Genomic DNA, 16,299 nt, shown 5'->3' on the forward strand with positions numbered 1-16,299 from the left:
GGGCTGGCGCGCTGTACCTGATGTGGTTGGCCTGGCAAGCCGTCAGACCGGGTGCGCGTTCACCGTTCGAGGCGCAGCAGTTGCCGCCGGACTCGTCGCGCAAACTGATCACCATGGGCTTTCTGACCAGCGCCCTGAACCCGAAGATTGCCGTGTTTTATTTGTCGGTGTTTCCGCAGTTCATCACGCCTGAGCATGGCTCGGTGTTCACCCAAAGCATTACTCTGGGTCTGACCCAGATCAGCGTCAGTTTCGGCGTCAATCTGCTGATCGCGCTGTTCGCCGCGGGCATCGCCTCCTGGTTCGTCAACAACCCGTCCTGGCTGGCGGTGCAGCGCTATTTCATGGGGTTCGTGCTGTCGGCGCTGGCGGTGCGACTGATGCTGGAACAACGACGGATGGCTTGACCATGTGGATTGAACGGCTTGATGCCAGTCATGCTCTGGATTATCGGGCGCTGATGCTCGAAGCCTATGACCTGCATCCCCAGGCGTTTACCTCCAGCGTGCGCGAACGCGCCGTGATGCCGTTGAGTTGGTGGGAATCACGCCTGAGCAGCAAGCTGGACGTGGTGTTCGGCGCGTTCGAAGGCGGTGAGTTGGCGGGCATCGTCGGCCTGGCCTTCGAACCCCGGGAAAAGGCTAGGCACAAGGCGACATTGTTTGGCATGTACGTGTCGGGCAAGGTCCGGCAACGCGGGGTCGGTTATCACCTGGTGCAGGCCGCCCTGGCTGAAGCGCAGGACCATAAAGGTCTGAGGTTGATCCAGCTGACCGTCACCGCCGGCAATGACGCCGCGTTCAACCTGTACCAGCGTTGCGGCTTCATCCAGTTTGGTCTCGAACCTTTGGCGGTACGGGTGGGCGAGGACTACTTCGACAAGATCCACATGTGGCGCGAGCTCACCGCCTGACCTGAGACATGCGGTCACTTTGTAGCAGCTGGCGAAGCCTGCGTTCGGCTGCGCAGCAGTCGTAAATCCTGTCGCCTCGGTCTACCTGATGAATCGCAGCATATGTTATTGCGGCTGCTGCGTCCGATCGCGGCCCGAGCCGAACGCAGGCTTCGCCAGCTGCTACAGATCGCATTTGGGGGCACCCTCGACTGATCAACGAACGGCGCTGACGCCGTCGAGTGTCGAGAACGACGTGTCCTTGGCTGTCAGCAAAAAGTCGCGCATGTACGGCGCATCCAGCATGTCGGCGCGAATCCCGGCGTACAGCGTCGCAAACAAACCTTTCTCGCCCAGCCGCTTGGCCTTCACATAACCCCGTGAGCTGTATTCATGCAGCGCCCAATGGGGCATGCCGCACACGCCGCGTCCGCTGGCCACCAATTGCATCATCATCACCGTCAGTTCCGACGTGCGGACCTGAGCCGGTTCGATATCGGCCGGTTCCAGGAAACGGGTGAAGATGTCCAGCCGATCACGCTCCACCGGGTAGGTGATCAGCGTCTCCGTGAGCAAATCTTCCGGGGCGATGTAGGCCTTGCTCGCCAAACGGTGCTGATTGGCGACCGCGAGCATCGCTTCATAGGTGAACAACGGCACGTAAGTGATCCCGGCCAGTTCCAGCGGGTCGGAGGTCACCACCAAATCCAGATCGCCGCGGGCCAGCGCCGGCAGCGGGGCGAAGGAGAACCCTGAGGCCAGGTCCAGTTCGACTTCCGGCCAGGCATCGCGGAACTGGTCGATGGTCGGCATCAGCCACTGAAAGCAACTGTGACACTCGATCGCCATGTGCAAACGCCCGGCAGTGCCACCGGCCAGCCGCGCGATATCGCGCTCGGCGCCGCGCAGCAATGGCAAGGTCGCGTCAGCCAGTTGCAGCAGACGCAAACCGGCGCTGGTGAAGCGCACCGGTTTGGTCTTGCGCACGAACAACGGCATGCCCATGCGCTCCTCCAGTTCCTTGAACTGGTGGGACAGGGCCGACTGCGTCAAATGCAGGCGGTCGGCGGCATCGACCAGGCTGTCGGCTTCGCGCAAGGCGTGCAGGGTCTTCAGGTGACGGATTTCAAGCACCGGGGGCTCCATGAGGAAAACTTGTGATCAACACGAAAAGGTTGAGTTTGTCTCATGTTGGGTTGGCTGTCGACAATAGCGCCATGTTTTACGACATCTTTTATACGGAGAAACTCACCATGGCTCTGGCCCACATACTTGGTTTCCCACGCATCGGCGCGGACCGCGAACTGAAAAAAGCCCTCGAATCCTACTGGAAGGGCGATCTGGATCAGGACGCGCTGAAAAGCGTCGGCCGCCAATTGCGCGCCACCCACTGGCAATTGCAGAAAGACGCCGGCATCGACCTGCTGCCCGTGGGCGACTTCGCCTGGTACGACCAGGTCCTGACCCATTCCTTGACCTTCGGTGTGATCCCCGAGCGTTTCGACAGCGCCAAGGATGAGCGCGGCCTGCCGACCCTCGACACCCTGTTCGCCATGGCCCGTGGCGCCACGGCTGCCTGCTGCGGCGGCGAACACAGCAAAGCGCAATACGCGCAGGAACTGACCAAGTGGTTCGACACCAACTACCACTACCTGGTCCCGGAGTTCACCGCTGACCAGCAGTTCAAGCTGAGCTGGGAACAGTTGTTCGACGAAGTCGACGAGGCGAAGGCCCTCGGCCACAACGTCAAACCGGTGATCATCGGCCCGCTGACTTACCTGTGGCTGGGCAAAGCCAAAGGCAATGACTTCGACAAGCTCGACCTATTGGAACGCCTGCTGCCGATCTACGGCGAAATCCTCGGTCGCCTCGCTGCTCAAGGCGTGGAATGGGTGCAGATCGACGAACCGATCCTGACCCTCGACCTGCCACAAGACTGGAAAAACGCTTTCGAACGCGCCTATCACATCCTTCAATACTCGCCGCTGAAAAAACTGGTGGCGACCTACTTCAGCGGTCTGGAAGACAACCTCGGTCTGGCGGTCAGCCTGCCGGTGCAAGGCTTGCACATCGACGCCGTGCGCGCCCCGGATCAGCTCGGCCAGGTGCTGGACCGTCTGCCGACCTACAAGATTCTCTCGGTGGGCCTGGTCAACGGCCGCAACGTCTGGCGCTGCGAGCTGGAGCAAGTGCTCGCTCAACTGCAACCGGCCCAGGAACGTTTTGGTGACAACCTGTGGGTCAGCAGCTCCTGCTCGCTGCTGCACAGCCCGGTAGATCTGGATCGCGAAGACAAACTCGACCCGCAACTGAAAAGCTGGCTGGCGTTTGCCGTGCAGAAGTGCGGTGAAATTGCCGTGCTGCGCGATGCCCTGAACGACCCGCAATCACCCAAGGTGCAAGCCGCACTCGCCGAAAGCCGTGCGATTCAGGCCAGTCGCGCCGAGTCACCGCGTATCCACAAAGCCGAAGTGCAGGCACGGATAAATGCCATCAGCGCCAAAGACAGCCAGCGCCATTCGCCGTTTGCCAAACGCATCGAGCAGCAGCGTGCGCGGTTGAAACTTCCGGCATTCCCGACGACGACTATCGGCTCGTTCCCGCAGACCGGTTCTATTCGTCTGGCACGCCAGGCGTTCAAGCAAGGCAAGCTGTCGGCCAACGACTACACCGACGCCATGCACAGCGAAATCCGCCATGCCGTGCAAGTCCAGGAACGCCTGGGGCTGGACGTGTTGGTACACGGTGAAGCCGAACGCAACGACATGGTCGAGTACTTCGCCGAGCAACTGGACGGCTATCTGTTCACCCGGTTCGGTTGGGTGCAGAGCTACGGTTCGCGCTGTGTGAAACCGGCGATCATCTACGGCGACCTGTGCCGTCCGACCGCCATGACCGTCGACTGGATCACCTATGCCCAGAGCCTGACCGACAAGGTCATGAAAGGCATGCTCACCGGTCCCGTGACCATGCTGATGTGGTCGTTCCCGCGCGAAGACATTTCGCGCAAAATCCAGGCTCAGCAGTTGGCCCTGGTCCTGCGTGACGAAGTGGTCGACCTGGAAAGCGCCGGCATCAAGATCGTGCAGATCGACGAAGCCGCGTTCCGTGAAGGCCTGCCGCTGCGCCGGGCGCAATGGCAGGAATACCTCGATTGGGCGGTGGAAGCGTTCCGTTTGAGCGCCTCCGGTGTGCGTGACGAAACCCAGATCCACACCCACATGTGCTACAGCGAATTCAACGATGTGATCGAGTCCATCGCGGCGATGGACGCCGATGTGATCACCCTCGAAACCTCGCGTTCAGACATGGAGTTGTTGGAGGCTTTTGAAGCGTTCGACTACCCGAACGACATCGGGCCGGGCGTGTATGACATTCACTCGCCACGGGTGCCGGACACTGCCGAGATGGTCAAGTTGATGAGCAAAGCGGTGAAGCGTATTCCGGCGGAGCGGTTGTGGGTCAATCCGGATTGCGGGTTGAAAACCCGGGCGTGGCCGGAGACTGAGGCGGCGTTGGTGAACATGGTGGCGGCGGCGCGGCAACTGCGAAGTCAGTTGGCATAAAGTAACCAAAACGGGAGCGGACAAACCGCTCCCGTTTTTCGTTCTAAACCTGCTCGAAATGTTTGAGTGCCGCTGACTTCTTGCCGATATCGGCATAGGGAAGCGCGGCGTTATCGGCGCGGGTCAGAAATCGGTGTTCTGGCAGTTTCAGATGGGCCTTCTCGAACACATCGAAGGCGGATGCTGCCGTGGCATAGTGGAAATGGGCATACCACAGCACCTTGGGAGGGGTTGCAGTCAAATCCCATACTTCGTATTCCTGCAAGTAATCGATTCGATCGTCAGGACGTTTGCCCAGGTTTTTCATTGGGCTCGTTTTGCGTATCTCCAATGCGTTGTGGCGGACCAGGTCATCGAGCATTCCATCGGTAGGATTTTTAGTACTCAACGACTGCCGTGTGCGCATTTCACGTCCGGTGGTGGTGAGTTCGGTGGCCTTGTCGCGCAGTTGCTGGATGATGGCGTTCTGCGGAGCAATCTCTTCGATGTTGAGCGCACGGCGGGTCAGCTCGCTGGCCGACCCCATGAATGCGCCGCGGATCAGTGTTTCGTACGCCTGGGGTAGATCAAGCTCGGGCAGGACCTTGCGCAGCCAGGGCAGGGTAATGCCGCTTGCCAATATCCGGCGTTCGGTGGGGGCCGCGGCTGTAACTTGCACTCGCATAAAGCCCAGTCGCAGCGAAAGAGGCTCCAGCTGCATTGATGGGGTGTTGTCGATGTTGAGCTGGGCGAGGTCTTCGAGTGACATTTTGTTGCGGGTCGTACTGGGAACCGCGACGAGTTTCTGCGGGGTTCCCGGGGCTGCGCCATCCACCAGATGTTTTTGCAGAGTGACCGAGTCGGGCAGATCAAGGTGTACGTCAAAATGCCCCAGGAGCGAAAAGTCTTTCCGCAGGCGGGCATGCAAATGTTGACGGGTGAATTCGTCACGGGGCGCCAGGGCGATCTCCAGCTGTTCGTGGCTACTGCGCATCGCCAGGATGTAAGCCTCAACCAAAACCTTGAGTTCAACGCGGTCGAACGCCGATAAGGTGGCCAGCCACTCGGGCAGCAAGGAAAGAGGGCAGCGCTGCGGCTTTGTTCCAACAGGTGCGAAAAGGCAAGACTTCTAGCGGCCGGCACCGGGACTTGTAAGGTGGCCAACCTTTGTTTGCGTAGTTTTTCCAGTTCGTTTGCACGCTGTAGAGCCTGGGCTGCATCGGGATATTGCTGGCGTATTTGCGCTGCCTTTTCTTCGAAATGGGTCGTTTGTTTATTGAGGCTGTATTGCAGTGGGTCGGTACGGATGTTTTTCAGCTGCAAGGCCAGAGCCTTATCCTGGTCCTGAATCTTGAACACGTTCCGCTCCAGCTCTGTGCGGTTGGCGAACCGTTGCAAGCCGCCGCCGGTACCGGGCCAGTACAGCAAAAGGCTGTGTGGCGATGCGGCATCGTGATCGGCAGCGAGCGGCGTGTCCAACACCGCTTTGAGCAGGCTTGATTCATCGCTGTTGACCTGTTTAAGGGCCAGTTGAAGCTGAGCCTCGGCACTCAGGCCATCCTTGTGCGCCTGATAGAGCGCGCTGAACTCGCGGTTGAGGGTCACAAAGTCGAAAGTGCGCGACCTGTAAAGCAGCGCGGATGCAGCTGTATCGGCGGCTTGCCCTGCCGTCTCGAGCGCGTTCAGTGCCTCATTGAATTTCTGTTGGTGGTCGCTTTCGAGCCCATCTCCCAATAGCGTTTCGAGCGCATCGCGCTGCTTGTTCAGCGAGGCCTGCCGCTGGGGCCAGGGAATATCGGCAAACAGATTGTCGAATAACGGTTGCTCTTCATCATCAATGCCGTTGTCTGACGGCGGTTCCCCAAGGTCTGGTGGTGAGGCGAAAACGACTGCGTTTGCGTGCTGCGGGTGTAAAAGCAGTTCAGTGATGCCTGCCGTTAGCGGCTGGGAGTTCGCTGTGTATTCGAAGCGCAAGTTATCGTCGGGCAGGCCCGGCGGGATGAGAGCTTGTCGAGACAGCCAGTCCTCCATGTCGCTGCGCTGATTGAAGATCTGGATGGGAACAGGCCGGCAGGGCAGATACAGCAACTGCGCGACGGGCGCCCGATTCCCCACGCTGATGACCCAGGCGGCGGGGAGTTTTAGTGTGCCGCTGTCACTCAGGAACGGGGTCAGCTGCTCGGTATGGATGGGTTGATTGTCCAGGCTCAACCCTTCGACGGGAGGGTCGATGATCAACAGCAGCGGCTTCAACTGTTCGGCGCTCAGGGTTCTGCGAGCAAACGCCACTTGAGCGGTGGCCTCGAAATGGTTGCAGTACAACTGAGCCGCCCGCTCGCGCCGCGACACCGGCGTGCCGGGTGCTCGGGCGTCCCAATAGGCATTCCAGCGTTCATTGAGCGTTGGTTCGGTTCGCTGGCTTCGCAACGGGGCGGCGGCGAACAACGCTTGCAAACCCTGGCTGCTGTCGCGTCAGCGCGCCGAGGCACTCAGCAACAGGCTTTCATCGGAGTTTTCTTTCAGGGGCGGATAGGCCGCCATCACGACCGGCGGGGAGACGGGCAGGGCGCTGAACGCTCTTTCTTTCATGGCAACGTGGGCTCTTGTGCAGGGGAGCGGCGTATCCGCTCTTGAAGAGCGCCATTAAAAGAAACTCGCCACCGTCCATGGCACTACATAGTTATCGCGTCGATCACTGAGCGATGCATCATCAGAATGTTACGTCACGGTGGCAACTAGGCGGGTAAACCCGCCTCCTGGTGACAGGTGGCGGGTTTTGACGCTTACTGCTGGCGGGTCTCAAAGGTGAACGATCTGGAAGTTCTCTCCTTCCCAGTCGTTACCGTTACCGGTGGCCAAATGACTGTAAATTTGCACCGTCATTGTTGAAGACGTGGCGTAGAAGTTACCCCAGACCGATGTCCAGCTATGGCTAGTGATACTAATCGGGGAGGTTATCGCGACTCCATCCACCATCAGCGACAGAATTGGATAGGCATAACGACCGTCGAAACGAGCCAGGTATGTTGAGAAGCGATAGAGACCGTTCACTTCAAGATTGGTGAACGTTTTGTACATGATGACCCCGGCAGATTGGTGGGAATACGTGTAGTTGTTGAGTCGCCAGTTACCCTGTTCCAGACGCAGGGTCAGGTCCTGAGGGACCCCCGCCGGCCCTTTGACCCAGCCATTCCAGTGGTCGAACGTGGTGAGATCATTGACGAGCCATTGCAGCAAGTTGAAGCTCCAGGGCGCGGAGTCTTGTCCACCATAAACCGGTCTGGCAGTAATACTGTGTGTGCCGACGTTGAGGCCTGCCAGCGTTGTGTTCCAGGTTCCATTGGCGGCAACGTCAACGGTGCGTATCACCCGGGTATTGACGAGTATCTGAACCTGCTGATCGGCCGTGGCGCTGCCGCTCACTATGGCGGTTCTACTATAGGTGCCGGCGCCGCGCCCGATCGGGCGACCTTTGATGTCCACGACGGACAAGATGACGGGCGTCAGTGCTTCTACGACACGCACAGTCCGGGTGGGAGAAATCAATCCGGTTCCGTAAAGCGCTTTGGCGGTGAAATGATGGATGGCCAGACCCAAGCCGCTGACAACCAGCTTCCAGATACCGCTGGCGTCGACCCACACCGGACCTTTCGAAACGTTGCCCTGCCAGATTTCTATCTGCTGATTTTCGTTGGCGCTGCCGGTCAACGTCAGCGTTTTGGCGATAGTGCTTTGATTGTGGGCGATCTCAACGCCTTCAGGGGTGATGACTGAAGTGATCAGCGGCATCTGAGCCACCAGAACAGAGAACTCCCGGGCATCGGATCTGGGATTGTTTCCGTAATCACCTTCCAGGGCCACGGTATGCAAACCCGCACTGAGGGTTTTCAGAACATAGGTGCAGATGCCCTCGTTGTTGGCCTTGGCCGGCCCTTGCAAACGGCCCTGGTGATAAACATTGACGGACCGATGGGGTCTGGCGCTTGCGGTCAGCGTCACGGTTTCGTCGAACGTTTCGTTCAGGAACTCGCCCTTGCTGTCGTCCAGTCTTTCTATTTTTGGAATGATCTCGCCAATTCGGAACACCAGCGCTTGGGATGCTCTTGGCCATCCGTCCGGACTTTCCACCCAATAAAATAAATGTGCATAACGATCGAGTTGACTTTTAAACAGTTCTTCTTCCAACAAAAACAGGAAGTCTCTGTTTATGTTGGCAGGGACGATATCCAGTGTTTCTTCGTAAACCAGGTCGCCCTCGCCATTTTCCCAGCGGAAGAATAAGGTTTCGCGAAGTTCCAGATCTTTCAGCGCCTGGATATAAGCATCGATGAACCCTGTGATTTTTTCTATCAATAGGATGCCATCTTCCAACACCGGTCCATAGCTTGGGTGGAAGCCGGGCGGCGGGTAATATGCCTGGGCTTCACCGATATACAATCGCTCGTTGTATGAGTGGCGCTCTGTAAAGCCATCCGGTTCAGTCACCTTGTACCTGACCTCCAGCTTGGCCGTGTTGAAACGATTGATATGTTCCGGTCCATTGATGTTGAACGGCACGGGACGGTTGACCAGGCCTTTGGTAATCGGCCGATAGGTTTCGTAGAGATGGGTCCTGCCGTTGAACTGCGTGACAAACCAATAGATCGTTACTATTTGATTGGGGCGCATGTCCAGATAAGGCTTCACTTCTACGACTGCCCTTGGAAGTGTGTGCGACACGTGCCCACGCCTGGCTTCGATGACCAAGGGTTTTGCCAGTAAAATGGCCTTGGCAACCAATATGAACAAATACTGATTGGACGGTATCAATGTCTGGTCCGGTTTCTTCAGTTCATATCTGACCTTTACCGGGCCGGGTGGAATGTTCAGCAAAGTTTCGAAGGGGACTTCAAATTCCATGATCGAAAACACATCAAAGGGCTGCTCTTTTACGAACAGCACCCGGTCACCTTCCGGGGTCGGCACACTCAGGGTAACAATGACAGCGTCATTGCGATTGAACGGCGGATCCAGTGCCACTACCTGGATGATCCCGGGTTTGGAATCGAGTTTGTCCAGAAACAACCTGTCCTGGCTGTCCACCCCCTTTACCGACGGCGCGCGTAGTCGGGTTTCACCCGCCTTGACAGGGAACTCTTTGAATTCCGAAAAATCGCTGGAATCATTTTGCAGTACGTCCTGTATCCAGTATCTGATTTTTGCCAGATAGGAATCTCCCGCCTCGCGGATCTTTTCACCTGGGACCAGAATCTCAATGAATTCTCCGGGTTGCACTACCGTCTGGACGGTATGGCGCACGATGGCCGTCCCCCATAAAAGCTGAATCACGTCGCCTTCGGTCATGAATAAGTAATAGGGAACAAAAACCGGAACACCTGATTTGATCCAGGCTTGCGTAACCGCCCCCTCTTTTTCCAGTTGTTCTGGAAGTTTGGGTGCCAACAAGGCTTGATGGCCGGGCATGTCGAGGTCTGGATCCTTACCGCCCGGAAGATCGATTTTGATCCGCGCCGTCAGGATTAATGACTCTTCGGACGCGTTATCGCTTTTGCGTTTTACCAGATACTTGATCTGTATATTGTCATTCAGCGAAAACTGAAGTGCTTGTTTGAAGTAATTAGCTGGAATGTAAGTCTCTACATCGTCGTCGTCACTGAGACCCTCCGGGACTTCAAGCGTTTGCACTTCATCGATACCTGTGAAATGTATGCTGATGACATCCCCGGCCGTCCGGTTTGGATAATAGAGTATTTTCGTCAGTGCCCCCTTGGGATCGTCGTAAACCGTCTTGTAGTTGATGCCAATGTCGGCTGAGTTATTAGAGGGGACTGAAAAGGGGAACCTTATCGCCCATAGCGACAGGACGCCCAGTACACCCCCGGAGTTTGATCGAGAAGGGCGCTCATCCATCTGGCCCTCGAATGTCAGCGGGTCGTCGTAGTCCCAATGATCAAAAGACGAGTCGATCAGGAGTGCCGTATTTGCAGTGCTGGTGGTCATGAGGAGCCTCCGGGTGTTTGAGTCATCGTTGCCACCAATGTCATGGGCAAACGGACTTCTGATTGAATTCGTCAGCGCCGGAAATTGCTACTGTCACAACTGACAGGTAGCGGCTGTTTTCCGACTAACGGTTGGTGCTACGAGAGGCATGACCGTTCAGCGTTGTTCATCAAACTGTCACGTAACTGTGGCAGCGCGCTTGAACAAACTTCATCAGACTCGCGCTCTACTGGAGTTCTGCGTTTCGGTGTTTTTCATGCGTGTTTTCTTTTTCCTGGCCGCGCTGTTGTTCGGCCTGCCGTCCTTGGCGGCGTCTCGTTGCGATATCAATGTTCCGACCGAGCGGGTCGATCTGGCACAGGTGAGCCTGGCGTACCAGAGCATCGGCCGTGCGTCGGACCCTGCGTTGTTGCTGGTGATGGGCCTTGGCGGGCAGTTGATTCACTGGCCGGATGAGGTGGTGGTCGCGCTGTGTCAGCAGGGTTTTCGGGTCATTCGCTATGACAATCGCGATGTCGGGCTCTCGACCTGGCGGCAAGCGCCCGTCGATGCCAACCTGACCTTTGAAGTGCTGCGCTACAAACTGGGTTTGCCGGTGTCGGCGCCATACACCCTGACCGATATGGCTGACGATGCTTTTGGCTTGATGGATGCGTTGCACGTCGAGCAATTCCACGTGTTGGGCGCGAGCATGGGCGGGATGATCGCCCAGCATATGGCGGCGATTGCGCCGCAACGGGTCGAGAGCCTGACCCTGATCATGACCAGTTCCGGGGCCGAAGGCTTGCCGGCGCCGAGTGCGGCGTTGGTGCAACTGTTGTCGCGTCGTGGGGCGCCCAATCGCGAAGTGGCGCTGGAGCAGCAAGCCGATTTGCTGGCGGCGCTAGGCAGCCCGACGGTGAGCGATGATCGGCAGGCATTGCTGCATCAGGCGGCGCAGTCCTATGACCGGGCATTCAACCCCGAGGGCGTGAAGCGCCAGATCATGGCGATCCTCGCCGAGCGCAGTCGTGTGTCGCTGCTCAATCAACTGCGCGTTCCGACGCTGGTGGTTCACGGCACTGCTGATCCGTTGCTGCCGGTCATGCACGGTGTGCATCTGGCGGCGCATATCCGCGGCAGCCAGTTGAAGCTGATTCCGGGTTTGGCCCATCGTTTCCAGGAGGCGTTCAAGGCGCCGTTGCTGGCGGCGGTGTTGCCGTACTTGCAGGCCCACCGCGAAGACTCCTCGCATTGGGCGCAGATTGATCCGGTGGCAACTCCAAACCTCCTGTAACCCCCATTCAACTGTGGGAGCGGGCTTGCTCGCGAAGGCGTCGTGTCAGTCGACATCTGCTTTGACTGATACACCGCATTCGCGAGCAAGCTCGCTCCCACAAGTGACCTGCGCGCTCCGGTCTTTCGGGTGTATCGTTCGAGCTTTCCGGCGCGTTCCAGTCTGCGAGGTGTGTGATGAGTGCCCCCCTGAAAATCGATTTCGTCAGCGACGTGTCCTGCCCCTGGTGCGTCGTCGGCCTCTACGGCCTGACCCGGGCCCTGGATTTGCTGGGCGACGAGGTGCAGGCCGAGATCCGTTTCCAGCCGTTCGAACTGAACCCGAAGATGGGGCCTGAAGGGCAGAACATCACCGAACACATCACCGAGAAGTACGGCTCGACGCCCGAGCAATCCCAGAAGAATCGCGAGATGATCCGCTCGCGCGGCGCCGAGGTCGGGTTTGCGTTTCGCACGGACGGCAACAGTCGCATCTACAACACCTTCGACGCCCACCGCTTGCTGTTCTGGGCGGGGCTGGAAGGGTTGCAGTTCAATCTGAAAGAGGCGCTGTTCAAGTTGTATTTCACCGAGGGCGGCAATCCGTCCGACCATGGGCAGTTGGCGCAGATCGCCGAAAGCGTGGGGCTGGATCGGTCGGTGGCCGAGGCGATTCTGGCGTCGGACGAGTTCGCCAAAGAGGTTCGTGAGGAAGAGCAGCTGTGGCTATCGCGCGGGGTGAGTTCGGTGCCGACAGTGGTGTTCAACGGACAATACGCAGTCAGTGGCGGGCAGCCGGTGGACACCTTTGTCGGGGCAATTCGGCGGATTATGAGTGAAACGAAGGGCGGGACGGTGAGCTGATTCCCACAAAACTTGTAGCAGCTGCCGAGGCTGCGTTCGGCTGCGAAGCAGTCGCAAAACTTGCCACCGTGTTCTTTCAGGAAAACGGCATTGATCGGATTACGACTGCTACGCAGCCGAACGCAGCCTCGCAGGCTCGGCAGCTGCTACAGGCGGGTTTCGGGCAGGATCAAAAATCTCAGCCGTGAAGGCGCCCCCAAACGCTGACCAACACCGTAGCCGCCATCAACCAAGCCACCGCCGCTACAGCGAGCGAAGCCTCCAGCCGCATCCGGTCCACCATCACATACAACGTCGCCAGGTAGATGAAGTAAGGAATGATCGACCACATCCCAAACACGATGGTGGTCTTCAAATCCTCCAGCGAACGGCCCTTGCCGACGATGTAATGAGCAATCAACGCAAAGGTCGGAAACAGCGGCACCAATCCTGCGATGTAATAGTTTTTTGTCTTGGCCAGCTCGGCGAGGATCACCACCACGGCCGCGCCCAGGGTTGCTTTGAGGATCAGGTCCATCAGTGGCTCAGCCCGTACTTCTTCACTTTGTCGAACAACGTGGTCTTGGCCATCCCGAGTTCCAGACTGGCCTGGGTCAGGTTGCCGCCGCTGCGCTGCAGTGCGTCGCTCAGCAGGTTGCGTTCAAAAGCTTCTACCGCTTCGGCGAAGGCCAGGCCCTGATTGCTGCCGCTGGCGCCGGATTTCTTGAAGGCCGGCAGACCGAGGGCAAAACGCTCGGCGACGTTGCGCAATTCGCGCACGTTGCCCGGCCAGTCGTGGCTCATCAGGTTCGACAGGGTCTGGTTGTCCAGGTCCGGCACGGCACGGTCGAACCGCAGGGACGACTGCTGCAGGAAGTGTTCGAATAATTGCAGGATGTCTTCGCGTCGTTCGCGCAGCGGCGGTAATTCAAGGGTCACAACGTTCAAGCGGTAATACAGGTCGCTGCGAAACTCGCCAGCCTTGCTCGACTGATCCAGATCGGACTTGGTCGCCGCGATCACCCGGCAATCCACCGCCACGCTCTGGTTCGAGCCAAGGCGTTCCAGGGTGCGTTCCTGCAACACCCGCAGCAGTTTGATTTGCAGCGGCAGCGGCATGCTTTCCACTTCGTCGAGAAACAGCGTGCCGCCGTCGGCGTGTTCGATCTTGCCGATCCGCCGCTTGCCGGCGCCGGTAAAGGCGTTGGCTTCATGGCCGAAGATTTCGCTTTCGAACAGGTTCTCCGGCAATCCACCGCAATTCAGCGCGACGAACTGCTTGGTGTGCCGCCGACTGAAGTCGTGCAGGCAACGCGCAACCAGCTCTTTACCGGTGCCGGTCTCGCCTTCGATCAGCACGTTGGCCGACGTATCGGCGACGTTGGCGATCAATTCCCGCAGGTTCTGCATGGCTGGCGAGCGGCCGATGATCCGGCCTTCGAGGGAATCCCGCTCCGCCAGTTGTCGACGCAACGAAGACACTTCCCGCGCGAGGCTGCGTTGCTCCAGCGCACGGCGCGCCACATCGACCAGACGTTCGGGGGAGAAAGGTTTCTCCATGAAGTCATAGGCGCCTTTCTGCATCGCACCGACAGCCATGGAAATGTCGCCGTGACCAGTAATCAGCACCACCGGCAGGCTGCGGTCGCGGGCCTTGAGACGGGTCAGCAATTCCAGACCGTCGATGCCCGGCAGGCGGATGTCGCTGATGACGATGCCGGCGAAGTTGTCGCCGACCCGCTCCAGCGCTTCTTCGGCGCTACCGACACCCACGCAGGGAATGTCTTCCAGTGTCAGCGCCTGTTGGCAGCCGAGCAGTACATGGGGGTCGTCTTCGACGATCAGCACACTAAGGTCGTTGTTCATATTGGCTCGGCGTGAGTGGGGCTTACCAACGGTAAACTGAGGACGAAGGTGGTACCACCGCTGGCCGGGTGCTCGACACCCAAGTGCCCACCGGTGGCGGCGGCCAGGCTGGCGGAAAGGGTCAGGCCGAGGCCGAGGCCCTGTTCGCCGGGTTTGGTGGTGAAGAACGGTTCGAACAAATGCTTGCGAGCTTCGGCGTCGATGCCGTGGCCGTTGTCGCGCACGCGCAGGCGATATTTGCCATCGAATGCTTCGCCTTCGAGCCACAATTCGGGCAACGGTTGTGCCTGCATGGCGTCGAGGGCATTGCCGATCAGGTTGACCAGGATCTGCTCGAGGCGGGTCTGGTCGATCTGCACCTGCACGTCTTTGAAGTCACGATGCAGTTGCAGATGGACACTTTCCACGCGACCGCCGAGCAATTGCAACGCGGCGTCTACCGCTTTGCCCAGGCAGGCCTGGCCCTTGTCGTCACCGCGACGGGCGAAGGAGCGCAGGCTGGCGGTGATCCGGCCCATGCGGTCGATCAGTTCGTTGATGGTCTTGAGGTTGGTGCTGGCAACGTCCAGCTGACCGCGTTCCAGAAACCGCACGGTGTTGCCGGATAAGGTTCGCAGCGCCGCCAGTGGCTGGTTCAATTCGTGGGCGATGCTGGTGGACATCTGGCCGATGGCCGCGAGTTTACCGGCCTGCACCAGTTCATCCTGGGCGCGGCGTAGTGTCTCTTCGGCCAGACGCCGTTCGCGGATCTGGCCCTTGAGCCGTTCGTTGCTGGCGCGCAGATCAGTGGTGCGTTCGGTAATCCGACGCTCCAGTTGATTGTTGGCTTCCTGCAAGGCTTCCCGGGCGGCCAGGCGTGTGGCAATGACCTTGCGCCGCTCGTTCCAGGCGATCAGCAGGAACGCCACCAGGGCAAACGCCACCGCCACCAGAATCCCTTGATTGATCGCTTCGCGCCGCAAATCCTGAAGGGGTGTGAGCAGGGTGAAATTCCACGGGGTATCGCTCAATGGCCGGGTTTGCGAGAGGTAGCTGATGTCCTCTTCATCTGATTCCACTTCGCTGTTGGCGGGGAAGGTCAGTTTTTCCTCGCCTTCGGCCAGTTGTTCACGGGCCAGCGGTTGCAGTTCGTTCAGTGGGAACCAGTAGTACTGAAGGCTGCGGGCCAGTTTTTCCTTGGTTTCGTCGCTCAGCGGCACCACCGATTTCAGGCGCCGTGCCGGATCGCTGGAAAGAATGATGATGCCGTTTTCATCGCTGACGAAAGCTTCCAGGCGCGCGCGCTGCCAGCGTTCTTCCATGGCTTCGAGGCGGACCTTGACCACCGCGACGCCGATGATCTTGCCGTGTTCTTCCAGGCCATGGGCCAGGTAATAACCGGGCTCGCCGTTGGTGCTGCCGATGCCGTAGAAGCGCCCCGGCTGACCGCGCACGGCATTCTGGAAATAGGCGCGAAAGGACAGATCTTCGCCCAGGTAACTGTCGACATCGCGCCAGTTACTGGTGGCCATGACACGGCCGGTGGTGTCCATCACATAGATAGCCCGACTGCGGCTGCGCCGGTTCAGGCCTTCGAGGTATTCATTGACCGTCTGCCGGTGTTCCGGTGACGGGTCGGCCAACAGCTTCGAAACGCTGGATTCGAGTTCCAGCAGGCTGGGCAGGTAGGTGTACTTGCTGATCTCGCTCTCGACAGCGCGGGCGTGCAGTTCCAGCTGACGCTGGCCGTTCTCGCTGAGGCTGCGGATCCCGTAGTGTTCACTGACCCAGAAGCCGAGGTAACCCAATCCGATCATCAGGGCGATGACCAGCGGCGGCAGGAACAGATGGCGAATCAGACGGGGTTTCACGGCGAGTGATGGCGGCGCGGCGCGATAGAGAGTGGGGTCGCATTTCATC

12 protein-coding genes are annotated in these 16,299 nt (G+C 58.8%); 5 read left to right on the forward strand and 7 right to left on the reverse strand.

Features of this window, described 5'->3' with window-relative positions; genetic code table 11:
• Both WLY71_RS17135 and WLY71_RS17140 read left to right on the forward strand, forming a co-directional pair.
• Positions 1–407, forward strand: a 407-nt coding sequence (locus tag WLY71_RS17135) for a LysE family translocator (RefSeq protein WP_347804482.1), incomplete at its 5' end; no start/stop codon positions are given.
• A gap of 2 nt (positions 408–409) precedes the next feature.
• Positions 410–913, forward strand: coding sequence for a GNAT family N-acetyltransferase (locus WLY71_RS17140; protein ID WP_347804483.1), 504 nt, complete (start codon positions 410–412; stop codon positions 911–913).
• Between the two features lie 195 nt (positions 914–1,108).
• On the opposite strand, the gene metR is transcribed toward WLY71_RS17140, so the two are convergent.
• Positions 1,109–2,026: a transcriptional regulator MetR gene (metR, locus tag WLY71_RS17145; protein ID WP_347804484.1), complete on the reverse strand. Its 918-nt coding sequence runs from the start codon at positions 2,024–2,026 to the stop codon at positions 1,109–1,111.
• A gap of 119 nt (positions 2,027–2,145) precedes the next feature.
• On the opposite strand from metR, the gene metE reads away from it, so the two are divergent.
• On the forward strand, positions 2,146–4,458 hold the full coding sequence (gene metE, locus WLY71_RS17150) for a 5-methyltetrahydropteroyltriglutamate--homocysteine S-methyltransferase (protein ID WP_347804485.1): 2,313 nt from the start codon (positions 2,146–2,148) through the stop codon (positions 4,456–4,458).
• A 43-nt stretch (positions 4,459–4,501) separates the two neighbouring features.
• On the opposite strand, the gene WLY71_RS17155 is transcribed toward metE, so the two are convergent.
• The 3 genes from WLY71_RS17155 to WLY71_RS17165 all read right to left on the reverse strand — a co-directional run bounded on the left by WLY71_RS17155 (position 4,502) and on the right by WLY71_RS17165 (position 10,437).
• Positions 4,502–5,077 carry a hypothetical protein gene (locus WLY71_RS17155; RefSeq protein ID WP_347804486.1) on the reverse strand — a complete coding sequence of 192 codons (576 nt, stop codon included), beginning with the start codon at positions 5,075–5,077 and terminating at the stop codon, positions 4,502–4,504.
• Positions 4,999–6,891, reverse strand: coding sequence for a tetratricopeptide repeat protein (locus WLY71_RS17160; RefSeq protein ID WP_347804487.1), 1,893 nt, complete (start codon positions 6,889–6,891; stop codon positions 4,999–5,001). The genes WLY71_RS17155 and WLY71_RS17160 overlap by 79 nt, the downstream gene beginning before the upstream one ends.
• Positions 6,892–7,236: 345 nt before the next feature.
• Complete coding sequence (locus WLY71_RS17165) at positions 7,237–10,437, reverse strand: Ig-like domain-containing protein (RefSeq protein WP_347804488.1); 3,201 nt, start codon at positions 10,435–10,437, stop codon at positions 7,237–7,239.
• A gap of 256 nt (positions 10,438–10,693) precedes the next feature.
• Here WLY71_RS17165 and WLY71_RS17170 point away from each other — a divergent pair, with 256 nt between their 5' ends.
• Positions 10,694–11,713: an alpha/beta fold hydrolase gene (locus tag WLY71_RS17170; protein ID WP_347804489.1), complete on the forward strand. Its 1,020-nt coding sequence runs from the start codon at positions 10,694–10,696 to the stop codon at positions 11,711–11,713.
• A 176-nt stretch (positions 11,714–11,889) separates the two neighbouring features.
• Positions 11,890–12,555, forward strand: a complete 666-nt coding sequence (locus WLY71_RS17175; RefSeq protein ID WP_347804490.1) for a DsbA family oxidoreductase — start codon at positions 11,890–11,892, stop codon at positions 12,553–12,555.
• A gap of 178 nt (positions 12,556–12,733) precedes the next feature.
• On the opposite strand, the gene WLY71_RS17180 is transcribed toward WLY71_RS17175, so the two are convergent.
• The 3 genes from WLY71_RS17180 to aauS are packed head-to-tail and all read right to left on the reverse strand — an operon-like array spanning position 12,734 to position 16,298.
• Positions 12,734–13,063 carry a GlpM family protein gene (locus WLY71_RS17180; protein ID WP_347804505.1) on the reverse strand — a complete coding sequence of 110 codons (330 nt, stop codon included), beginning with the start codon at positions 13,061–13,063 and terminating at the stop codon, positions 12,734–12,736.
• An 8-nt stretch (positions 13,064–13,071) separates the two neighbouring features.
• The gene (gene aauR / locus WLY71_RS17185; protein ID WP_347804491.1) at positions 13,072–14,400 is read right to left on the reverse strand and encodes a two-component response regulator AauR; all 1,329 of its coding nucleotides are present in this window, start codon (positions 14,398–14,400) and stop codon (positions 13,072–13,074) included.
• Entirely contained in the window at positions 14,397–16,298 is a 1,902-nt protein-coding gene (gene aauS, locus WLY71_RS17190) for a two-component sensor histidine kinase AauS (protein ID WP_347804492.1), read from the reverse strand. Before aauS ends, aauR begins: the two co-directional genes overlap by 4 nt.
• Between the last annotated feature and the right edge of the window lies 1 nt (position 16,299).

The organism is Pseudomonas rossensis (assembly GCF_039888995.1).
GTDB lineage: Bacteria > Pseudomonadota > Gammaproteobacteria > Pseudomonadales > Pseudomonadaceae > Aquipseudomonas > Aquipseudomonas rossensis.

Bases quoted from the DNA above. Each gene is read 5' to 3' on its own strand.
- WLY71_RS17140 (WP_347804483.1), top strand. From the start codon at position 410: ATGTGGATTGAACGGCTTGATGCCAGTCATGCTCTGGATTATCGGGCG.
- metE (WP_347804485.1), top strand. From the start codon at position 2,146: ATGGCTCTGGCCCACATACTTGGTTTCCCACGCATCGGCGCGGACCGC.
- WLY71_RS17165 (WP_347804488.1), bottom strand. From the start codon at position 10,437: ATGACCACCAGCACTGCAAATACGGCACTCCTGATCGACTCGTCTTTT.
- WLY71_RS17170 (WP_347804489.1), top strand. From the start codon at position 10,694: ATGCGTGTTTTCTTTTTCCTGGCCGCGCTGTTGTTCGGCCTGCCGTCC.
- WLY71_RS17175 (WP_347804490.1), top strand. From the start codon at position 11,890: ATGAGTGCCCCCCTGAAAATCGATTTCGTCAGCGACGTGTCCTGCCCC.
- aauR (WP_347804491.1), bottom strand. From the start codon at position 14,400: ATGAACAACGACCTTAGTGTGCTGATCGTCGAAGACGACCCCCATGTA.
- aauS (WP_347804492.1), bottom strand. From the start codon at position 16,298: ATGAAATGCGACCCCACTCTCTATCGCGCCGCGCCGCCATCACTCGCC.